17 protein-coding genes are annotated in these 20,508 nt (G+C 72.5%); 9 read left to right on the top strand and 8 right to left on the bottom strand.

The features are described from left to right. Positions 1-4 precede the first annotated feature (4 nt). A complete protein-coding gene (locus ACFV8T_RS21625; protein WP_385329692.1) occupies positions 5-1,003 on the top strand; it encodes a DUF5937 family protein in 999 nt (332 codons plus the stop codon). Between the two features lie 117 nt (positions 1,004-1,120). Here the strand turns inward: ACFV8T_RS21625 and ACFV8T_RS21620 are convergent, their stop codons facing one another. Then, a complete protein-coding gene (locus ACFV8T_RS21620) occupies positions 1,121-1,414 on the bottom strand; it encodes an MTH1187 family thiamine-binding protein (RefSeq protein ID WP_030971479.1) in 294 nt (97 codons plus the stop codon). Beyond that, positions 1,411-1,761 (bottom strand): DUF3817 domain-containing protein, encoded by a 351-nt coding sequence (locus tag ACFV8T_RS21615; protein WP_266426613.1) that lies wholly within the window; start codon positions 1,759-1,761, stop codon positions 1,411-1,413. The genes ACFV8T_RS21620 and ACFV8T_RS21615 overlap by 4 nt, the downstream gene beginning before the upstream one ends. Positions 1,762-2,020: 259 nt before the next feature. Between ACFV8T_RS21615 and ACFV8T_RS21610 the strand changes: the two genes are divergently transcribed. The 4 genes from ACFV8T_RS21610 (at position 2,021) to ACFV8T_RS21595 (ending at position 4,666) form a co-directional block, all read left to right on the top strand. Continuing rightward, positions 2,021-2,653: an AIM24 family protein gene (locus tag ACFV8T_RS21610; protein WP_385329881.1), complete on the top strand. Its 633-nt coding sequence runs from the start codon at positions 2,021-2,023 to the stop codon at positions 2,651-2,653. Continuing rightward, positions 2,653-3,303, top strand: coding sequence for an AIM24 family protein (locus ACFV8T_RS21605; RefSeq protein WP_385329689.1), 651 nt, complete (start codon positions 2,653-2,655; stop codon positions 3,301-3,303). Before ACFV8T_RS21610 ends, ACFV8T_RS21605 begins: the two co-directional genes overlap by 1 nt. Then, positions 3,300-4,064 carry an AIM24 family protein gene (locus tag ACFV8T_RS21600; RefSeq protein ID WP_385329687.1) on the top strand — a complete coding sequence of 255 codons (765 nt, stop codon included), beginning with the start codon at positions 3,300-3,302 and terminating at the stop codon, positions 4,062-4,064. The genes ACFV8T_RS21605 and ACFV8T_RS21600 overlap by 4 nt, the downstream gene beginning before the upstream one ends. Positions 4,065-4,189: 125 nt before the next feature. Next, positions 4,190-4,666, top strand: a complete 477-nt coding sequence (locus ACFV8T_RS21595; protein WP_385329684.1) for a MarR family winged helix-turn-helix transcriptional regulator — start codon at positions 4,190-4,192, stop codon at positions 4,664-4,666. A gap of 18 nt (positions 4,667-4,684) precedes the next feature. Here the strand turns inward: ACFV8T_RS21595 and ACFV8T_RS21590 are convergent, their stop codons facing one another. Both ACFV8T_RS21590 and ACFV8T_RS21585 read right to left on the bottom strand, forming a co-directional pair. Further along, positions 4,685-6,163, bottom strand: coding sequence for an ATP-binding protein (locus ACFV8T_RS21590; protein ID WP_385329681.1), 1,479 nt, complete (start codon positions 6,161-6,163; stop codon positions 4,685-4,687). Next, positions 6,160-6,822 carry a response regulator transcription factor gene (locus ACFV8T_RS21585; protein WP_385329679.1) on the bottom strand — a complete coding sequence of 221 codons (663 nt, stop codon included), beginning with the start codon at positions 6,820-6,822 and terminating at the stop codon, positions 6,160-6,162. The genes ACFV8T_RS21590 and ACFV8T_RS21585 overlap by 4 nt, the downstream gene beginning before the upstream one ends. Positions 6,823-6,941: 119 nt before the next feature. Between ACFV8T_RS21585 and ACFV8T_RS21580 the strand changes: the two genes are divergently transcribed. After that, positions 6,942-7,544 carry a PepSY domain-containing protein gene (locus ACFV8T_RS21580; protein WP_385329676.1) on the top strand — a complete coding sequence of 201 codons (603 nt, stop codon included), beginning with the start codon at positions 6,942-6,944 and terminating at the stop codon, positions 7,542-7,544. 23 nt (positions 7,545-7,567) lie between these two features. On the opposite strand, the gene ACFV8T_RS21575 is transcribed toward ACFV8T_RS21580, so the two are convergent. The 4 genes from ACFV8T_RS21575 to ACFV8T_RS21560 all read right to left on the bottom strand — a co-directional run bounded on the left by ACFV8T_RS21575 (position 7,568) and on the right by ACFV8T_RS21560 (position 14,785). Next, positions 7,568-9,877, bottom strand: a complete 2,310-nt coding sequence (locus tag ACFV8T_RS21575; protein ID WP_385329674.1) for a protein kinase — start codon at positions 9,875-9,877, stop codon at positions 7,568-7,570. 31 nt (positions 9,878-9,908) lie between these two features. Then, positions 9,909-12,380 (bottom strand): protein kinase, encoded by a 2,472-nt coding sequence (locus tag ACFV8T_RS21570; RefSeq protein WP_385329671.1) that lies wholly within the window; start codon positions 12,378-12,380, stop codon positions 9,909-9,911. A 181-nt stretch (positions 12,381-12,561) separates the two neighbouring features. Next, the gene (gene meaB, locus ACFV8T_RS21565) at positions 12,562-13,521 is read right to left on the bottom strand and encodes a methylmalonyl Co-A mutase-associated GTPase MeaB (protein WP_385329668.1); all 960 of its coding nucleotides are present in this window, start codon (positions 13,519-13,521) and stop codon (positions 12,562-12,564) included. A gap of 61 nt (positions 13,522-13,582) precedes the next feature. Beyond that, positions 13,583-14,785 carry an acetyl-CoA C-acetyltransferase gene (locus tag ACFV8T_RS21560; protein WP_385329666.1) on the bottom strand — a complete coding sequence of 401 codons (1,203 nt, stop codon included), beginning with the start codon at positions 14,783-14,785 and terminating at the stop codon, positions 13,583-13,585. A 134-nt stretch (positions 14,786-14,919) separates the two neighbouring features. Here ACFV8T_RS21560 and mce point away from each other — a divergent pair, with 134 nt between their 5' ends. The 3 genes from mce (at position 14,920) to ACFV8T_RS21545 (ending at position 20,496) form a co-directional block, all read left to right on the top strand. Beyond that, positions 14,920-15,348: a methylmalonyl-CoA epimerase gene (gene mce, locus ACFV8T_RS21555; RefSeq protein ID WP_124716340.1), complete on the top strand. Its 429-nt coding sequence runs from the start codon at positions 14,920-14,922 to the stop codon at positions 15,346-15,348. Positions 15,349-15,512: 164 nt separating this feature from the next. Then, positions 15,513-19,373, top strand: a complete 3,861-nt coding sequence (gene scy / locus ACFV8T_RS21550; protein ID WP_385329663.1) for a polarized growth protein Scy — start codon at positions 15,513-15,515, stop codon at positions 19,371-19,373. A gap of 184 nt (positions 19,374-19,557) precedes the next feature. Further along, a complete protein-coding gene (locus tag ACFV8T_RS21545) occupies positions 19,558-20,496 on the top strand; it encodes a cellulose-binding protein (protein ID WP_266426585.1) in 939 nt (312 codons plus the stop codon). Positions 20,497-20,508: the final 12 nt, after the last annotated feature.

Raw genomic sequence — 20,508 nt, 5'->3', positions numbered from 1 at the left:
GCCCATGACGTTCCATCTGCATTTCGACGAGAGCGATCTGCTTCGCTGCCGGTTCGCGCTCTCCCCGCTCTGGGAGACCCAGGCCGCGGTGCGCACGCTTCTGCACCCGGGGCGGCACAGCTACCACCAGCCGTGGCTGCGGCGCATCCGGGACGCCGCCGCGGGTCTCGATCTGGGGCCGCTGTGGTCGTTGATGCAGGAGGGCGGACACAACCCGGACTTCCTCTGCCCGCCGCCGCTGGGGCCCTACGCCTCGTTCGAGGAGGAGATCGCCGGCGTACGCGCCATCGACCCCGAGCTCATCCGCGAGGACCTGGCCCTGACGCTCGCCGACCAGCCGGGTGCGCTGGACTCCCCTGCCGGGCAGGCGCTGCTCGCCGATCCCGCGCGGGCGCTGCACGAGTTGGCCGCACTGCTGGAACAGGCCTGGCGGACCCTGGTGGAGCCGGACTGGCCGAGGCTGCGCGCGTTGCTGGAGGCGGACATCGCGTACCACTCGCGCCGGCTCGCCGAAGTCGGCTTCGCGCGGCTGCTCGGCGAGCTGAGTCACCAGCTCAGGTGGACGGACTCAACCCTCACGCTGGTCGGGATGAAGGGCCGGCACTCCCGGGTGCTCGGCGGGCAGGGCCTCGTCCTGATGCCGAGCGTGTTCGCCTGGCCGGATGTGGTCAGCGGGTACGAACCGCCCTGGCTGCCCGCGGTGATCTATCCCGCGCGGGGGATCGGCGGCCTGTGGGCGGCCCCCGCCGACCGCACCCCGCAGGTGCTCGCGCGGCTGCTCGGCCGGGGCCGGGCCGATGTCCTGTGCGCGCTCGACGAACCGGCCGGAACGAGCGCGCTCGCGCACCGGCTGGGCCTCGCGCCCTCCTCGGTGTCGGAGCATCTGTCGGTGCTGCGTGCGGCGGGACTGCTCACTTCGCGCCGCTACGGACACCAGGTGCTGTACGAGCGGACGCCGCTCGGGATCGCGCTGGCCTCGGCGGAGCACCGCGCGCGGGAATGAGTTCCGCGGCGGTTCGACGGGGTGGCCGATGTGTCGGCGGAGCACCGCGGGCGGGAATGAGACGAGCCCCCGGCCGGGGGCCGGGGACTCGTCACGGGGGCACTGCGCGGCGGGGCGTCAGTCCGCGAGGTACCGCTCGACCGTCTCGACCTTCGAGGTCAGTCCGTCGGTGACGCCGGGGCGGATATCGGCCTTCAGTACGAGGGAGACACGTCCGGCGCGGGCCTCGACGGCGGCGACGGCCCGCTTGACGACGTCCATGACCTCGTCCCATTCGCCCTCGATGGAGGTGAACATGGCGTCCGTGCGGTTGGGCAGGCCGGACTCGCGGACGACCCGGACGGCGTCGGCGACGTACTCGCCGACGTCCTCGCCGACCCCCAGCGGGCTGACCGAGAACGCGACGATCATGCGCTGACCACGCCCTCGCGGCGGGCGCGGGCGGCGATGACGCCGTCGGCCTCGTAGCGCTTGAGCAGCTTGTCGCCGTACAGGCCGCCGAAGGGCAGCAGCGCGAGCAGGAAGAAGAACGCGACACGCTTCAGCGGCCACTTGGTCTTGGACCAGACATCGAGCAGCAGGACGGCGTAGATCACGAAGAGCACGCCGTGCAGGATGCCGAGCGGCATCATCAGGAAGTCGATGTCGGAGACCCGGCTGAGGATCGAGCCGAAGATGATCAGCGCCGGGAAGGAGAGCGCCTCGGGAATCGAGATGAGGCGCAGCCGGTGCAGGGCGGTAGCGGTCTTGATGTCCACGAGGGCACCTTCGGTGGGAGGACGGTGACAGCTTGTGAATACGGGCACAAGCTCGACCCATTGTGGCATCGGCGCGGACGGAGCTCGGCGCCGGGGGCCGTATCGGCCGGGTGAAGAACGCGTCCGCGCCGGCAGGGCATACGTCCCGGTTGCGTACGGGTCCCGTACCGGATGCGTATCAGGGACCGCTCAGGGGGCCGGATCCTCCTCCGGGCCCTGTCCCGGCCGGGGGGCCTGCCGCTAACGTCGCCCCGTGGCAATGTTCCGACTCCAAGGCAGCAGGACGCTCGCCGTCGACCTGGCCGGCGACGCCGTCAAGGCGAAGAACGGCTCGATGGTCGCCTACGACGGCCGGATGACGTTCAAGAAGATGACCGGCGGCGGTGACGGGCTGCGCGGCATGGTGACCCGACGCCTGACCGGCGAGCAGATGTCCGTGATGGAGGTGACAGGTCAGGGCACCTGTTACTTCGCGGACCGCGCGAGCGAGATCAATCTCGTCTCGCTGCACGGGGACAAGCTCTACGTCGAGGCGAGCAATCTGCTGTGCACCGACGCGGGGCTGCGCACCGGCACCACCTTCACCGGCCTGCGCGGCGGGGCGAGCGGCAACGGCCTGTTCACCACCACCGTCGAGGGCACCGGCCAGGTGGCGATCATGTCGGACGGCTCGGCGGTGGCGCTGCGGGTCTCGGCCCAGTACCCGCTGTTCGTCGACCCCGGCGCCTACATCGCCCACCAGGGCAGCCTCCAGCAGCACTTCCAGTCCGGCGTGAACTTCCGGACGCTGATCGGCGAGGGTTCCGGGGAGTCCTTCCAGATCCGGTTCGAGGGCGAGGGCGTCGTCTACGTCCAGCCGAGCGAGCGGAACACCATCGGGGGCGATGTCTGATGCCGTTCCGTGAGATCAACTCGAAGATGGTCGAGGCGACGGTGGTTCCCGGCCAGAAGATGTACAGCCAGCGGGGCGCGATGCTCGCCTACCGCGGCGAGGTGTCGTTCACGCCGAACATCCAGGGCGGCCAGGGCGGCGTGATGTCGATGATCGGCCGGCGGGTGGCCAACGAGGCGACCCCGCTGATGACGGTCGAGGGCAGCGGAACGGTGATGTTCGGCCACGGCGGCCATCACATCCAGGTGATCAACATGACCGGGGACACCCTGTACGTGGAGGCCGACCGGCTGCTCGCCTTCGACGGGACGCTCCAGCAGGGCACGATGTTCATGGGCTCGCAGGGCGGCGTGATGGGCATGGTGCGCGGCCAGGTGACCGGGCAGGGCCTGTTCACCACCACGCTCAAGGGCCATGGCGCGGTCGCGGTGATGGCCCACGGCGGGGTGATCGAGCTGCCGATCACCCCCGGCCGCGATGTGCATGTGGACCCGCAGGCGTATGTCGCGCACCACGGCGACGTACGGAACAAGCTCTCGACCGCGCTCGGCTGGCGCGACATGGTGGGGCGCGGCTCCGGCGAGGCGTTCCAGCTGGAGCTGAGCGGCAGTGGCGCGGTGTACGTCCAGGCCTCGGAGGAGAAGCTGTGAGCACGCCCGTGGTCTTCGACCCGATGACGCTGCCGTCGGACGACAACGTCAACTCGTACACCTTCTGCGTGGAGCTCAAGGGGAGCCAGTGGTTCCTGCAGAAGGGCAAGATGATCGCCTATTACGGGCGGATCGATTTCAACGGCATCGGCCACGGCCGCTTCGAGCGGCTGATCCGTACGAGCTTCCACTCGCCGCTGCACGCGAGCGACTGGGTGGTGGCCGAGGGCAGCGGCAAGATGCTGCTCGCGGACCGGGCCTTCGATGTGAACTCCTACGACCTGGACGAGGGGAATCTGACCATCCGGTCGGGCAATCTCCTCGCGTACCAGCCGTCACTGGCACTCAAGCAGTCGATCGTGCCGGGCTTTCTGACCCTGATCGGTACGGGGAAGTTCGTGGCCGCCTCCAACGGTCCGGTGGTCTTCATGGAGCCGCCGCTGCGGGTCGACCCGCAGGCCCTGGTGGGCTGGGCGGACTGCCCCTCGCCGTGCCACCACTACGACCACGGCTACATGACGGGCGTGCTGGGCGGGCTGCGGTCGCTGACGGGCCTCGGGGGCACCTCGGGCGAGGAGCACCAGTTCGAGTTCGTGGGCGCGGGTACGGTGCTGCTCCAGTCGACGGAGATCCTGATGGCCGAACAGCCGACGGGCGCGGTGCCGGGTCAGACCGGGGTCCCGGGCGGCGCGGGTCAACCTGGCGCCTCACCCCGTATGCCCGGTCAGCTCGGGGACCTCCAGCGTCGCTTCGGTTTGTGAACGGTAGTCTGCGGAGTGTGACGTCGAACGTCCGCACCCCGCACCCGGACCCGTCTCCGGACGGGTGCCGACCGTCACACCTCCCCACTTCGTCCGGCTTTCAACTTCTTAGGTAGAATCCATATATGGAGACCGAGACGGCCACCCGCTGGCTGAACGACGCGGAGCAGTGCGCCTGGCGCACCCACCTGGACGTCAGCAGGCTGCTGATGCACCAGCTGGAGAAGGATCTCCAGCCGTTCGGCCTGACCAACAACGACTACGAGATCCTGGTCAACCTCTCGGAGTCGGACGACCAGCGCATGCGCATGAGCGACCTCGCCGCCGCGACGCTGCAGTCCAAGAGCAGGCTCTCGCACCAGATCACCCGCATGGAGAACGCCGGCCTGGTCCGCAGGGAGAACTGCGAGTCCGACCGGCGCGGTCTGTACGCGGTCCTCACCGAGGACGGCGCGGAGACCATGCGCAAGGTGGCGCCGCACCATGTGGCGTCGGTCCGCAAGCACTTCATGGACCTGCTGACGCCTGAGGCGCTGGCGAACCTGTACGCGGCGCTGACCCCGGTCGCGGAACACCTGCGGGGACGACGCGGCAAGGTGTGACCCCCGGCGGGGCGGCGTTCAGCGGGTTCCGGGCAGCCAGAGCTCGAACCGGGCGCCGCCCTCCCGCGCACCGTCCACCGTCAGCCGCCCTCCGTGCCGGGCGGCGACGTCCCGGGCGATGGCCAGGCCCAGGCCCGCGCCGCCGTCGTCCCGGGTGCGGGCGTCGTCGAGCCGTACGAAACGTTCGAAGATCCGCTCACGCTCCTCCGGCGGCACTCCCGCCCCGTCGTCGGTGACGGCGACGACCACGCCGCCCCGTTCCGCCGCACGCACCGAGACCGTCACCGTGCTCCGCGCATGACGCTCCGCGTTGTCCAGCAGATTGCCGATCACCCGCGCCAACTGCCCACGCGAACCGGCCACTTCGAACTGCCCGGAGTCCGGTCCGGAGTCCGGCACCGACACCGTCACCGCGATCCGGGCGCCCGTACGCTGCGAGACCTCCTCGTGGACCAGCGCCTCCAGGTCCAGCGCCGTACGGCCCGGCCGCTCCCCCGCGTCGAGCCTGGCCAGCAGCAGGAGATCGGCGGCCAGCGCCTGGAGCCGTACGGTGTCGGCGACCGCGCCCGGCACGTCCAGCAGCTCCGGATGGGCCGCCCCCACCTCCAGCTGGGTGCGCAGGGAGGCGATCGGGCTGCGCAGTTCGTGCGAGGCGTCCGCGACGAAGCGCCGCTGACGCTCGACGGAGGCCTCCAGAGCGGTGAGCGTCTCATTGGTCGTACGGGCCAGCCGGGCGATCTCGTCGCGCGAGCCGGGCTCCGGCACCCGCCGGCTCAGGTCCTCGGAGGCGGTGATCGCGGCCATCTCGCGCCGGATGCCCTCGACCGGGCGCAGCGCCCGCCGGGTCACCAGCCACGTCACCCCGGCGACGACGAGCAGCAGCGCCGGCAGCCCGATCAGCATCGCACCGCGCACGGTGCCCACCGCCTCCTGCTCGGCGGCCAGCGGGGCGCCCGCGTGGACGGTCAGGGTCACCCCGGCGGGAGTCGTCGCCTGCACGGACGCGAAACGGTAGTCGGCCGTCTCGCCGTCGACGTCGGCGGTGCCGTTGCCGAAGTCCGGTTCGTCGGAGTCGACTTCGCCGCGACCGGGGGCGGGCGTGGCGTGCCGGTCGTCGTCATCGCTTCCGTCGTCGCCCCCGTTGTCGTCGTCGCTCCCGCCGCCGGACCCCCCGGCGGTCGGTGACGGGACCGGCGTGACCCGGTCCGTACCGGTGCCGGAGATCGCCCGGAGGTCCTTGGAGACGGCGACCACGCGCCCGTCCTCGTCGGTCACCTGGACCGGATGGTCCTCCTCGTCGCGCATCTCCAGCCGGTCGTACGGCACATCGAGGGCCAGCTGCCCGGCCACTTCCCGGGCCACCACCTCGGCCTGCAGGCCCGCCTGGTCGGTGAGGTTGGCGCGCAGGACGAGGAGCACGGAGAGCCCGGCGCCGATCAGCGCGAGGGCGACCACCACCGTGGCACCCAGCGCGGCCCTGGCCCGTACCGACCTCACAGCGCCTCCAGCCGGTACCCCGCGCCGCGCACCGTGCGGATGGCCGCCGCGCCGAGCTTGCGCCGCAGCGCGCTCACGTACACCTCGACGATGTTCGGGTCGCCGTCGTAGGCGAAGTCCCAGACGTGTTCCAGGATGTCCGCCTTGCTCACCACCTGTCCGGCCCGCAGCGCGAGCTGTTCCAGCACCGCGAACTCCTTTGTGGTGAGGGTGATTTCGGCTTCGCCGAGGTGGACGCGGCGGGCGGCGGTGTCCATGCGCAGGGCGCCGACGGTGACCACCGGGGAGCCGGAGCCGCCTCCTCGGCGCCGCAGCAGCGCCCGGATCCTGGCCACCAGCACGACGTACGAGAAGGGCTTGGTCAGGTAGTCGTCGGCCCCGGTGTCGAGGCCCTCCGCCTCGTCGTACTCCCCGTCCTTCGCCGTCAGCATCAGGATCGGTGTCTCGTGTCCGGCGGCACGCAGGGCGGCGCAGACGCGGTAGCCGTTCATCCCGGGCAGCATGATGTCGAGGACGACCAGGTCGTACGCGCCCTCGGCGGCCCGGTGCAGCCCTTCGAGACCGTCGTGCACCACGTCCACGGCGAAGCCCTCGGCGGTGAGCCCCGCGGCCAGGGCCGTCGCGAGCCGCTTCTCGTCCTCCACGATCAACAGGCGCATACGCACAGGGTCGCAAACCGAACCTGAAGACGGCTTCAGGTGGCTTCAGGCTGCGTTCAGCATCACCCCGGCACTGTGGACCTCGTCGAAACCGGCCACCCGATCGGGGAGGAACCCACATGAAGCGCAAGATCGTCATCGCCGCAGTCACCGCGGCCGTGCTCGTCGGCGGCGGAGCCGCCACGGCGGTCGCCTTCGCGGACGACGACAGCCACGACCGCGAGACCCGGTCCGGCGCGCCGAGCGGTGGCACCGCCCGCGTCGACGTGGCGGACGCCATCACGGCCGCCGTCAAGGCCGTCCCGGGCACGGTCACCGAGGCCGAGCTGGACGACGAGGACGGCGGGCTCGTCTGGGAGCTCGACGTGTACGGCTCCGACAAGGCATGGCACGAGGTGACGGTGGACGCGGGCAACGGCAAGGTGCTCGGCAAGCACGTCTCCGACGATGACGACGACCGCGACCGGCACGCGCCCCGGTCGGCCCCGGTGTCGCTGGACGCCGCGGTCGACACCGCGCTGAAGGCGAACCCCGGGACCGTGACATCGATCGACCTGGACGACCACGACGGCCGGAGCGGCGGGGCGCTGCACTGGGAGGTCGATGTCCGGGGCAAGGACGGCAAGCAGCACGAGCTGAACGTGGACGCGAAGTCGGGCAAGGTGACGGTGGACCGGTCGGACGACGACCACGGGGACGACCGTGACGGGGACGACGACTGAGGGCACCCCGTCCCGGCGGTCCGTCAGGGTGCGTAGCCGGAGAGGACGGTTCCGTTCTCGAAGGTCATGAAGAGCACGTCTCCCTTCGCGAGAAGGGAGACGGTTTCCGGGTCGACCCTGCTGTTCGGGCCATCCGACCAGCCGGAGTACCCCTTCATGTTGACCGGGCTCTCTTGGCTTCCCCGGGCGAACTCGTAGGACTCCAGGAGTCCCTCCGTGACGAGGTAGGCATGGTCGCCGACGATGACCGGTGCGCCCGAGTAGTCCACCGCTTCGGGCGTCGCCCAGTCCTGCCGCCCGTTGGCGAGGCCGAACGCGTACACCCGGTCCGGTGAGCTCAGCACGACCGTGCCGTCGCGGGTGACGGCGGGCCGGTAGGCGATGTCCACCCCGCCGGCGACGGTCCGGCGGTTGTGCGGGGCGGTCACATCGACGACCGTCAGACCGTTCGGCCCCGTACAGAGCAGTGCCCGCACCTTCAGGACCGGCGTGCGGCAGGTGACGTCCCCGGGCCCGGTGCTCCCCGACCGCGTCCCGTCCACGCCCTTCAGGACGGTGACGGCATCGCCGACCGCGACGAGCCGGCCGTCGGCGAAGAGCAGTTCCCCTTCGTCGGCCGGGTCGTCCCACGGCTTGTCCCACGTGCGGGTGTGCGTGCCGTTGAGCCGGTGGGCGAAGATCCGGGCCGCACCCGTGCCGGTGGCCCTCGTGGCGTAGTACAGCACTCCGCCCGACTGGACGGAGTCGGTCACCCGTGCCCCGCCCGCCAGCGGCTCCCGCCACTTCTCGGCACCGTCGGCCAGCCCGAGCGCCACCAGGGCGCCGTCCTCGAAGGCGTAGACGGTGGTGCCGATCACTGCGGCGACCGAGGCCGGTCCGGTGCCCGCCCTTCCCGGCCCGGTCCGCCACCGCTGCCTGCCGTTCGCCGCGTCCAGCACGGTGATCCGCTCCGGGCCGCCGCAGACCAGGGACGTGTCCGCGAGTACGCACTCGACGCGACCGTCCGCGATCCTGACGTGCCACGGCCGCCAGCCCGCGGGCTTCCCGGAGGCATCCGCGGCGGCCGTCCCGAAATCGCCGGTGCGACCCGCGTCCGCGCCCGGGATGACGGCCGGCCCGGCCTTCGTCCGCACGGCGTCGGAGGCCGAAGCGGTCGGCTGCGCGCCACCACCACCGGCTCCGCCCGCCTGGTCGCCGCCCCCGCCGTCCCCCTTGAGGAGTCCCGGCAGCAGCACCGCCCCCAGCACCACGCACACCACCGTGGCCGCTGCCGCCAACGCGATCCACAGTCCCTTGTTGCCCCGCCGGTCGCCCGGTACGGCCACCGGCACGACGGGCGTCGGGGCGAGGGCGGGAGCGCCGGGGCGCGGGGCGGCGGACGGGACCGGCGGGGCGGCGGCCGACGGTGCGGCGGCCTCCACGACGGCGCGCGCCCCCGCCGCGTGCGCGGCGAGCTGCCCCCGTATCGCTTCCGTCCAGGGGAACGGTCCGCCCGCCGCCGCGCCCGCCCGGTCCCCCGGCAGCAGCATGCCGGCCAGCTGCCGAGGTGACGGCCGGTCCTCGGCGTCGCTGCGCAGGCACTCCTCGACCACCGCGCGCAACCGCGGTGGCACGCCCGACAGTTCCGCCTCGCCATGGGCGATCCGGAAGATCACGGCGGCCATGTCGGAGTCGTCGAACGGCCCCCGCCCGGTCGCCGCGAAGGCGAGCACCGCACCGAGGCAGAAGACGTCCGAGGCCGGTACCAGCGACCGTGAGCCGTTGACGTGCTCGGGCGAGATGTAGCCGGGGCTGCCCACGACCACACCGGTCCGGGTGAGCTGGGTGGCGTCGAAGGCCTGGGCGATCCCGAAGTCGATCACCTTCGGCCCGTCGGCGCCGAGCAGCACGTTGCCCGGCTTGAGGTCGCGGTGGAGTACGCGTACCGCGTGCATGTCGGCGAGCGCGCGGGCGAGACCGGCGCCCATCTCGCGCACCACCGGCTCGGACATCGGCCCGCCGCGGATCACCGCCTCGGCGAGCGAGGGACCGGGGACGTACTCGGTCGCCAGCCAGGGCAGCCGGCCGCTCGCGTCGCCACCGACGAGCGCCGCGGTGTGCGGGCTGCGCACGGCTCCTGCCGCGTCGATCTCACGCCGGAAGCGGATCCGGAAGCCGTCGTCGAGGTCGAGATCGGCGCGTACGGTCTTCAGCGCGACCAGCCCGCCGAGCGGATCCGGCGCACCGGCGGGCCGGGCCAGATACACCTCGCCCATGCCGCCCGCGCCGAGCAGTCCGAGCAGCTGGTAGGGGCCGATCAGCCGGGCCCGGCCGGGCGGAAGCGGCTCGATCACTGCGCGGCTCCTCTGCCGTTCGCCGGACGGTTCACTCGGGCAGCGGTACGGAGACCGTGGTGCCGTCGTCGTACACGATGTGCACGACGCCGCCGACCGGCAGCACCTGCGGGTCGAGCAGTTCCTGCTCCAGATCGATGCCGTTGGTGACGGAGTCGTAGGCCGGTGTCCTGGTCGGGCCGGGAGCGCCCGGAACCGGGGTCCTGGACTGTGGCCCCAGGGATCCGTCGGAGCGGATCGGGACCGTGTACAACGTCGTGCTGTCCGCCCAGACCACGGTGTCGGCAACGATCAGCGGGGCGGACACCGGGTTGCTCATGCCCTGGGCCGGCTTCCCGCCGAGCGGGAACCTGCCGAGGATCCGGCTGCCGTCGCTGCTCACGACCACGAGCTCGTCGTGCACGCCTTCGCCGCTTCTGCGCAACGTGATCACCCGGTCGTCCAAGGCGGTGAGCGTGGCCTCGGCAACGAGCGCGGGGTTCACCGGCACCCGCCCCAGCGTCTTGAGCGTCCCCGCCGAAAACCGCAGCAGGTGCATGTCACTACCGAAGCCCGAAGGGTCCTCGTTGGTGAAGTAGGCCGTACAGAAGGCGGAACCACCGCGCACCCGGAGGTTCCCGCACCCCGAGTTCGTCCGCTCGCCGGCCCCCTGAACGGCCTCGCCACCGGCCGTCCCGAGCAGGGTGCCGTCCTTCGGCCGGAAGGCCTTGGGCGCCTCCTCGCCCATGGCGTACACCACGCCGTCGTCGGTGGCGACCGGCCAGAAGTTGCCCCCCTGGGCGTTGGAGACGCCCTGCGGGGACAGCGGCTCCCGCCACTTCTCGGCGCCGGTTCTCAGGTCGTAGGCAGCGAGGGACGCATGGTCGAACGTCGGTGCGGTGGAGGCGAAGACCAGGCCGTCGGCCACGAGCGGCGCACTCTCCATGTTGTGCGCGCCGCCGGACCGGGCCTCCCAACGGACCGTGCCGGTCCGGGCATCCAGCGACTGCAGCCGGTCACCCGCCGCGAGCAGGACGGTGTCGTCGTGGACGACGGGGCGGGTGGACCCGGCCGGCATGAAGAACTGGCCCCGGGGCCCCCAGCCCGCCGAGCGGGTGGTCTCCCCCGCGTCCAGTGTCCACAACCGGTGTCCGTCCGCCGCCGACAACGCCTCGTACGTACCGTCCGTCTTCCGGCAGACCACGACGTCCCGGCCCGCCGAACAGCCGATCGGCGATCCGGAGAACTTGCCCTTCCAGGGCTTCTTCCACCCCGCCGGACGGACGTCGCGACCGTAGGGGACCGTGCCCGAGGCGTCCGGGCCGCCGTTCTCGTCCACGCCCGCCACGATGCGGACGGCGGGTGGACCACCCCCGCGCGCGGTCCCTTCGGGGGTCTTCTGGTTGTTGCGCCAGGCCAGGATTCCCCCTGTCGCCGCGCCCAGCACGATCAGCGCGGCAAGGGCGACGCCCAGGGCGCGCCGGGAGCGGCGCGGGGGCGGGGCGAGGCCGGGGCCCTGAGTGGGGGCGATGTGCAGGCCCGGGGCGAAGTCGGTTCCCCGGGTGGGAAGTTGGTGAGGCGCGGGGCGGCTTCCTGCGGATACCTCGGTCGGTGTGTACCCGGGCAGCAGGGGGCCGTCCAGGGCCATGACGCGGGCCAGTTCGCGCGCGTGCTCGGCGATGTGCTGCGCCATCGGGTCCGGCCACCGCTCCGCCGCGCCGGGGTCGAGCAGCTCCGCGAGTCCGGCGGCGGTCGGGCGGGCGGCCGGGTCGGCCACCAGGCAGCGCTCCAGTACGGCACGCAGCGCGTCGGGAACGTCGTCGAGGCCGGCCTCGACGTACTTGACCCGGTAGAGCACGGCGGCGACCGGTCCGTCACCGAAGGGATCGCGTCCGGTGACGGCGTAGCAGAGCACGGAGGCGAGGCAGAAGACGTCCGAGGCGGGGACCACGCGTCCGCTGCCCGCCACGTGTTCCGGGGACATGAAGGCCGGGCTGCCGACCATGCGGCCGGTGGTGGTGAGCGGGGTCGCACCGGAGTCACGGGCGATCCCGAAGTCGATCAGGCGCGGGCCGTCCGCCGCGAGCATCACATTGCCGGGCTTCACGTCGCGGTGGACGATCCCGGCCGCGTGGACGGCCGCCAGGGCGCGGGCCAGTCCGGCGCCGAGCATCCGCACCTCGGCCTCGTCCATCGCGCCCGCCCGGCGGACCGCGGCGGACAGGGTCGGCCCGGCCACGTATCCGGTGGCGAGCCAGGGCACTTCGGCGTCGGCGTCCCCGTCGAGCAACGGGGCGAGATGGGGGCCGGCGACGGACCGGGCGACGGCGATCTCGCGGCAAAAGCGGCTGCGGAAGCCGGGGTCCCGGGCCACGTCGCGGCGGACGGTCTTGACGGCGACCGGGTCGCCGCCGCCGTCCCGGGCGCCGAGGAAGACCTCTCCCATGCCGCCCGCGCCGAGCCGGGCCCGTATCGTGTACGGGCCGATCCGTCCGGGCGAGTCCTCCCGCAGCGGACCCAGCATGCGCCACTCCCCCCGTCGGTACGCATGAATCGGCGGACACCGCCTGCACGTATCCGGCGGTAATCCTGCCACGGACACGTCATCGGCGGCAGCGTCGGGCGGGACGGCCGGGACGCACGACCGGGCGGGTCCCGGAGCGGCCCGCACACCGCCCCCGGACCCGCCCGTCGTCCCGTCCGGATCACACCTCGCCGGTGAGCCCCGCCACCAGCTCGTCCGCCGCCGCGTACGGGTCCAGGCTGCCCGCCACGATACGTTCGGCGAGCGCGCCGAGGTGGCGGTCGCCGTGCAGATCACCGATGCGCTCGCGCAGCCGCGTCACGGCGATGGTCTCGACCTCGCGGGAGGCGCGGGCCGCGCGCCGCTCGGCGAGCACTCCGTGCTCCTCCATCCACGCCCGGTGCTTCTCCAGTGCCTCGACGACCTCGTCGATGCCCTCGCCCCGGGCGGCGACCGTCTTCACGATCGGCGGCCGCCAGTCGCCGGGGCCCCGTGATTCGCCGAGGCCCAGCATGTGGTTGAGCTCGCGCGCGGTGGCGTCCGCGCCGTCCCGGTCGGCCTTGTTGACGACGTACACATCGCCGATCTCCAGGATTCCGGCCTTCGCCGCCTGGATGCCGTCCCCCATGCCGGGTGCCAGCAGGACGACGGAGGTGTCGGCCTGGGAGGCGATCTCCACCTCCGACTGGCCGACGCCGACCGTCTCCACCAGGATCACCTCGCAGCCCGCCGCGTCCAGCACCCGGATCGCCTGCGGTGCCGACCAGGCGAGGCCGCCCAGGTGGCCGCGGGTGGCCATGGAGCGGATGTAGACGCCCGGGTCGGAGGCGTGCTCCGACATCCGGACCCGGTCGCCGAGGAGCGCCCCGCCGGAGAACGGCGAGGACGGGTCGACGGCCAGGACGCCGACCCGCTTGCCGGCCCGCCGGTACGCCGAGACGAGCGCCGACGTCGATGTCGACTTGCCGACACCGGGCGAGCCGGTCAGGCCGACGACGTACGCGTTGCCCGTCAGCGGCGCCAGGGCCGCCATCACCTCGCGCAGCTGCGGCGACGCCCCCTCCACCAGGGAGATGAGCCGGGCCACGGCCCGCGGCCGGCCCGCACGTGCCTGCTCGACCAGGGTGGGGACGTCCACCATCACCGCTCCGTTCACTCGCTGCGTGCTCTACGTGTACCGCGTACCACTGGCCCGGAACGTACTACTTGCCCGGGACGCGGACGATCAGCGCGTCGCCCTGACCACCGCCACCGCACAGCGCCGCCGCGCCGGTGCCGCCGCCGCGCCGCTTCAGCTCCAGCGCCAGGTGCAGCACCACGCGGGCGCCGGACATGCCGATCGGGTGGCCCAGCGCGATGGCGCCGCCGTTGACGTTCACCTTCTCCGGGGTGACGCCGAGGTCCTTCATCGACTGGACGGCGACCGCGGCGAAGGCCTCGTTGATCTCGATGAGGTCGAGGTCCGCCACCTCCAGGCCCTCCTTCTTGAGGGCGTGCAGAATCGCGTGGGAGGGCTGCGACTGGAGCGAGTTGTCCGGGCCCGCCACATTGCCGTGGGCGCCGATCTCGGCGATCCAGTCCAGGCCCAGCTCCTCGGCCTTGGTCTTGCTCATGACGACGACCGCGGCCGCGCCGTCGGAGATCTGCGAGGAGGTGCCCGCGGTGATCGTGCCGTCCTTGGCGAACGCCGGACGCAGCTTGGCGAGGGACTCCGCGGTCGTCTCCGGGCGGATGCCCTCGTCCTTGGCGAAGAGGACCGGGTCGCCCTTGCGCTGCGGGATCTCGACCGGGGTGATCTCGGCCTCGAAGATGCCGTTCTTCTGGGCCGCGGCGGCGCGCTGGTGCGAGAGGGCGCCGATCTCGTCCTGGTCGGCGCGGCTCAGTCCCAGGCGGGAGTTGTGCTTCTCGGTGGACTCGCCCATCGGGATGTTCTCGTAGGCGTCGGTCAGACCGTCGTACGCCATGGAGTCGAGCATCTCGATGGCGCCGTACTTGTGGCCCTCGCGGGACTTCGGGAGCAGGTGCGGGGCGTTCGTCATGGACTCCTGGCCGCCGGCGACGACGACGTCGAACTCACCGGCGCGGATCAGCTGGTCGGCGAGCGCGATGGCGTCGAGCCCGGACAGACACACCTTGTTCACGGTGAGCGCGGGAACGTTCATCGGGATGCCGGCCTTGACCGCGGCCTGGCGGGCCGGGATCTGGCCCGCACCGGCCTGCAGCACCTGGCCCATGATCACGTACTCCACCTGGTCTCCGCCGATGCCGGCCCGGTCCAGCGCGGCCTTGATGGCGAAGCCGCCGAGGTCGGCCCCGGAGAAGCTCTTCAGCGAGCCGAGGAGGCGGCCCATGGGCGTCCGCGCGCCCGCGACGATCACTGAGGTGGTACCGGTCGTTCCAGACATGAGGGGCGCCCCTTGGGATGAGGAGTGAACGAGGGTTTACTTGAATGTACTGAGCGGTACCTCGCCCGTCATCCGGCAGCGGGTGTGACGGCGCGCACGTTGCGTAACCATCCGTGTGGCGCTGCACTGGTTCCATGCTGACGCGAATCGATCACATCGGGATCGCCTGTTTCGACCTCGACAAGACCGTCGAGTTCTACCGCTCGACCTACGGGTTCGAGGTGTACCACTCCGAGATCAACGAGGAGCAGGGCGTACGTGAAGCCATGCTCAAGATCAACGATACGTCCGACGGCGGCGCTTCCTACCTCCAGCTCCTGGAGCCGACCCGGGAGGACTCGGCCGTGGGCAAGTGGCTGGCGAAGAACGGGGAGGGCGTCCACCACATCGCCTTCGGCACCGCGGATGTCGACGCCGATTCCGCGGACATCCGGGAGAAGGGGGTCAGGGTGTTGTACGAGGAGCCCAGGACCGGTTCGATGGGGTCCCGGATCACCTTCCTGCACCCCAAGGACTGCCATGGAGTCCTCACCGAACTGGTCACGTCCGCAGCGGAGCACTGACCTCCGGATACCCGGCCCGGTAGAGTGGGCTGTTCCGGGCCGGGGCCGGGTCGGGGCCGCGCCGCGTCCCCAGCCGTTGATCTGTCACCATTCCCCGGGGGACCGTTCACCGGTGAACGGTACTCGTTGGAGAGTTGCGACCAGGGGACGGATGGGACCGCGCAGTGCGGGGCTACGAACGCCAGGAGAGCCACCGAGCTGACGACGACCATCTCTCGCGGTTCGAAGCCGAGATGGACCGGCTGAAGACCGACCGGGAGAAGGCCGTCCAGCACGCCGAGGACCTCGGTTACCAGGTCGAGGTCTTGCGCGCCAAGCTGCACGAGGCTCGGCGCAATCTCGCGACCCGTCCCGCGTACGACAGCGCGGACATCGGCTATCAGGCCGACCAGTTGCTCCGTAACGCCCAGGTCCAGGCGGATCAGCTGCGGACCGACGCCGAGCGGGAGCTCCGTGACGCCCGCGCGCAGACGCAGCGGATCCTCCAGGAGCACGCCGAGCACCAGGCGCGGCTCCAGGCCGAGCTGCACAACGAGGCGGTGCAGCGGCGCCAGCGGCTCGACCAGGAGCTGGCGGAGCGCCGCCAGACCGTCGAGTCCCATGTCAACGAGAACGTCGCCTGGGCCGAGCAGCTCAGGGCCAGGACGGAGTCCCAGGCCCGCCGGCTGCTGGAGGAGTCGCGGGCCGAGGCCGAGCAGTCCCTGACGGCCGCGCGCGCCGAGGCGAACCGGGTTGCGGACGAGACCAGGCAGCGGCTCGGTTCCGAGGCGGAATCGGCACGGGCCGAGGCCGAGGCGATCCTGCTGCGTGCCCGCAAGGACGCCGAGCGGCTGCTGGACGCCGCCTCCAGCCAGGCGCAGGAGGCCACCAGCCACGCCGAGCGACTGCGTACGTCGACGTCGGCCGAGACCGAGCAGACCCGCCAGCAGACCGCCGAGCTGAACCGGGCCGCCGAGCAGCGCATGCAGGAGGCCGAGACCCAGCTGCGCGAGGCCCGGCTGGAGGCCGAGAAGGTCACCGGCGAGGCGAAGGAGGCCGCGGTCAAGCGGCTGGCCGCCGCCGAGTCGCAGAACGAGCAGCGCACCCGTACGGCCAAGTCGGAGATCGCCCGGCTGGTCGGCGAGGCGACCAAGGACGCCGAGACGCTCAAGGCGGAGGCCGAGCAGGCGCTCGCCGACGCGCGCGCCGAGGCGGACCGGCTGAAGTCCGAGGCCGCCGAGAAGGCCCGCACGGCCGCCGCCGAGGACACCGCGGCCCAGCTCGCCAAGGCCGCCAGGAGCGCCGAGGAGGTGCTGACCAAGGCGTCCGAGGACGCGAAGTCCACCACCAGGGCGGCGGGCGAGGAGGCCGACCGGATCCGCCGCGAGGCGGAGGCCGAGGCGGACCGGCTGCGCGGCGAGGCCGCCGAGCAGGCCGATCAGCTCAAGGGCGCGGCCAAGGACGACACCAAGGAGTACCGGGCCAAGACGGTCGAGCTCCAGGAGGAGGCGCGCCGGCTGCGCGGCGAGGCCGAGCAGCTGCGCTCCGAGGCGGTCGCCGAGGGCGAGCGAATCCGTGGCGAGGCCCGCCGCGAGGCCGTCCAGCAGATCGAGGAGGGCGCGAAGACCGCCGAGGAGCTGCTGGCCAAGGCGAGGGCGGACGCGGAGGAGCTGCGCTCCACCGCGAGCACCGAGAGCGAGCGGGTCCGCACCGAGTCGGCCGAGCGCGCCGGCACGCTGCGCAAGCAGGCCGAGGAGGCCCTGGAGCGCGCCCGTGCCGAGGCCGAGCAGCTGCGTACCGACTCCGAGGAGCAGGCGGGCTCGACCACCACCGCGGCCGAGCGGGCGGCGGCGGAGCTGCGCGAGGAGACCGAGCGCGCGGTCGCGGCCCGGCAGGCGGAGGCGGCCGAGGAGCTGACCCGGCTGCACACCGAGGCCAAGGCCCGGGTCGCCACCGCCGAGCAGGCGCTCACGGACGCGCGCGCCGAGGCGGAGCGCCTCCGGCGCGAGACGAACGAGGAGTCCGAGCGGCTGCGGACGGAGGCCGCCGAGCGGCTCCGGACGCTGCGGGAGCAGGCGGAGACCGAGGCGGAGCGGCTGCGCGACGAGGCCGCGGCGGATGCGTCGCAGTCCCGTGCGGAGGGTGAATCCGTCGCCGTACGGCTGCGCTCCGAGGCCGCCGCCGAGGCCGAGCGGCTCAAGTCCGAGGCGCAGGAGAGCGCCGACCGGGTGCGGTCCGAGGCCGCCGCCGCGGCGGAGCGGGTCGGCACGGAGGCCGCCGAGGCGCTGGCCGCCGCCCAGGAGGAGGCGAACCGGCGCCGCCGGGAGTCCGAGGAGACCCTCGACGCGGCGCGCACCGAGGCGAACCAGGAGCGCGAGCGGGCCCGCGAGCAGAGCGAGGAGCTGCTCGCCTCCGCCCGCAAGCGGGTCGAGCAGGCGCAGGCCGAGGCGCAGCGGCTGGTCGAGGAGGCGGACAGCCGGGCGACCGAGCTGGTCTCCGCGGCCGAGCAGACCGCCCAGCAGGTACGGGATTCGGTCAGCGGGCTGCAGGAGCAGGCCGAGGCGGAGATCGCCGGGCTGCGCTCGACCGCCGAACATGTCGCGGAGCGGACGAAGTCCGAGGCGCAGGAGGAGGCGGACCGGGTCCGCACCGACGCGCACGCCGAGCGGGAGCGGGCCGGCGAGGACGCGGCCCGGATCCGCCAGGAGGCGCGGGAGGAGTCCGAGGCCGCGAAGGCGATGGCCGAGCGGACCGTCGCCGACGCGATCAGCGAGTCGGAGCGGCTGCGGGCGGACACCGCCGAGTACAGCCAGCGGATGCGTACCGAGGCCTCCGACGCGCTGGCCTCGGCCGAGCAGGACGCCTCGCGCAGCCGCGCCGAGGCCCGCGAGGACGCCAACCGGATGCGTTCCGACGCCGCGACCCAGGCCGACCGGCTGGTGGGCGAGGCGACGAGCGAGGCCGAGCGGATCGGCACGGAGTCGACGCAGCAGGCCACCCGGCTCGTCGACGAGGCGACGCAGCAGGCCACCGCGCTGGTCGACGAGGCGAAGCAGCAGGCGGCCCGGCTGTCGGGCGAGGCCGCGGACGAGGCCGAGCGGCTGCGTGCGGAGGCGGCGGCCACCGTCGGCTCGGCGCAGGAGCACGCGGCCCGCACCCGCGAGGAGTCGGAACGGGTGCGCGCCGACGCGGAGTCGGCGGCCGAGCAGATGCGCGCGGAGGCCCGCCAGGAGGCGGACCGGCTGCTCGACGAGGCGCGGGAGGCCGCGGCGAAGCGCCGGGCCGATGCCGCCGAACAGGCCGATCAGCTGGTCGACAAGGCCCAGGAGGAGGCGCTGCGCGCCGCCACCGAGGCCGAGGAGCAGGCCGACACGATGGTCGGCGCGGCCCGCAAGGAAGCCGTGCGGATCACCTCGGAGGCGACGGTCGAGGGCAACTCCCTGGTGGAGCGGGCCCGTACGGACGCGGACGAGCTGCTGGTCGGCGCGCGCCGGGACGCCACGGCGATCCGGGAGCGGGCCGAGGAGCTGCGGACGCGGATCGAGGGCGAGATCGAGGAGCTGCACGACCGGGCCCGGCGGGAGACCTCCGAGCAGATGAAGACGGCGGGCGAGCGCGTCGACAACCTGATGAAGGCGGCGACGGAGCAGCGCGACGAGGCGGCGGCCAAGGCCAAGGAGCTGCTGGCGGACGCCAATTCGGAGGCGAGCAAGGTCCGGATCGCCGCGGTGAAGCGGGCCGAGTCGCTGCTGAAGGAGGCCGAGCAGAAGAAGGCCACGCTGGTCCGCGAGGCCGAGAAGCTGCGGTCCGACGCCGAGGCCGAGGCGAAGCGCACGGTCGAGGAGGGCAAGCGCGAGCTCGATCTGCTGGTGCGCCGGCGCGAGGACATCAACACCGAGATCTCCCGAGTCCAGGACGTGCTGGAGGCGTTGGAGTCCTTCGAGACCCCCACCGGCGGCGGCAAGGGCGCGGGCGGCTCCTCCGGTGGCGTCAAGGCCGGGGCCTCGGCGGGCACTCGATCGAGTGGCAAGTCGTCCGAAGGGTAGTCGCGTTGTCAGGTCCCGTGCTCCGACAGGAACGTTCAACCCTCCGAGTGGCAAGAGTTGCGGGGGTCAGCCACTCGAAAGAGGTGTCATTCTCCAGATCAAAAGGGCATCCGCTCGGTGACACGCCGTCCGGGCCCCTAGGATTCCCTCTAACACCTCACCGGTCTCATTCGACAGGAACCCCATGAGCGACCCTTCCTCCCCCTTCGGCTTCGAGCTCGTGCGACGTGGATACGACCGCGGTCAGGTGGATGACCGCATTACCAAGCTCGTCGCCGACCGTGATAGTGCCCTGACCCGCATCACGTCTCTGGAAAAGCGCATCGAGGAGCTCCACCTCGAAACGCAGAACGCTCAGGCCCAGGTGAGCGACGCCGAGCCGTCGTACGCCGGCCTCGGCGCGCGGGTGGAGAAGATCCTCCGCCTGGCCGAGGAGGAGGCGAAGGACCTGCGTGAGGAGGCCCGTCGCGCCGCCGAGCAGCACCGTGAGCTCGCCGAGTCGGCCGCCCAGCAGGTGCGCAACGACGCCGAGACGTTCGCCGCCGAGCGCAAGGCGAAGGCCGAGGACGAGGGCGTCCGGATCGTCGAGAAGGCCAAGGGTGAGGCCGGCTCGCTGCGTACGGAGGCCCAGAAGGACGCCGCGCAGAAGCGCGAGGAGGCGGATGCCCTCTTCGAGGAGACCCGCGCCAAGGCCGCCCAGGCCGCCGCGGACTTCGAGACCAACCTGGCCAAGCGCCGCGACCAGTCGGAGCGCGACCTCGCGTCCCGTCAGGCCAAGGCCGAGAAGCGCCTCGCCGAGATCGAGCACCGCGCCGAGCAGCTCCGCCTGGAGGCCGAGAAGCTCCGTACGGACGCCGAGCGCCGGGCCCGCCAGACGGTGGAGACCGCGCAGCGCCAGTCCGAGGACATCGTGGCCGACGCGAACGCCAAGGCCGACCGGATCCGCAGCGAGTCGGAGCGCGAGCTGGCGGCTCTCACCAACCGCCGCGACTCGATCAACGCCCAGCTGACCAACGTCCGCGAGATGCTGGCCACGCTGACCGGTGCCGCGGTCGCCGCGGCGGGCACCCCCGCCGACGACGAGCCGGTCACCCGTGGCGTCCCGGCCCAGCAGGGCCGCTGACCCCGAGTACCG

Origin of the sequence: Streptomyces sp. NPDC059832, from assembly GCF_042731715.1 — a bacterium.
Classification (GTDB): domain Bacteria; phylum Actinomycetota; class Actinomycetes; order Streptomycetales; family Streptomycetaceae; genus Streptomyces.
The sequence above is the reverse complement of the archived record's forward strand: the minus strand, read 5'-3'. Positions and strand labels throughout refer to the sequence as shown.